Source organism: Flavobacterium sp. FlaQc-49, from assembly GCF_044005985.1.
Taxonomy (GTDB): Bacteria; Bacteroidota; Bacteroidia; order Flavobacteriales; family Flavobacteriaceae; genus Flavobacterium; species Flavobacterium cupriresistens.
On record NZ_JBIPCS010000036.1, the window covers coordinates 1 to 657 of the forward strand.

At 48.2% G+C, this 657-nt stretch carries 1 rRNA gene; it reads right to left on the bottom strand.

What is annotated here, in order from left to right:
* Positions 1-642, bottom strand: a 23S ribosomal RNA gene (locus ACHRV3_RS22985); the annotation flags it as partial.
* Positions 643-657 lie beyond the last annotated feature (15 nt).

Below are 657 nucleotides of genomic sequence, written 5' to 3' on the forward strand. Positions count from 1 at the left end.
CTTAACCACTTATCCTTGCCAGCAACGTTAACTCGTAGGCTCATTATGCAAAAGGCACGCCGTCACCCCACGAAAGGGCTCCGACCGCTTGTAAGCGTATGGTTTCAGGATCTATTTCACTCCGTTATTCACGGTTCTTTTCACCTTTCCCTCACGGTACTGGTTCACTATCGGTCTCTCAGGAGTATTTAGCCTTAGCGGATGGTCCCGCCAAATTCAGACAGGGTTTCACGTGCCCCGCCCTACTCAGGATACCACTATCTATTACACTTGTTACCTATACGAGGCTATCACTCTCTATGGCATAACTTTCCAGTCACTTCTAGTTCCTTGTGCATAAAATGTCGTGGTCCTACAACCCCAATCTTGCCGTAACAACATTGGTTTGGGCTAATCCGCGTTCGCTCGCCACTACTTACGGAATCACTTTTGTTTTCTTCTCCTCCGCCTACTTAGATGTTTCAGTTCAGCGGGTTTGCCCACCTATCGGTGTACTATGTCTTCAACATAGTGGGTTGCCCCATTCAGGTATCTACGGATCAATCGGTGTGTGCCCGTCCCCGTAGCTTTTCGCAGCTTATCACGCCTTTCATCGCCTCTGAGAGCCAAGGCATCCCCCATACGCCCTTATTTTGCTTATTGTACCAATCATAAAAT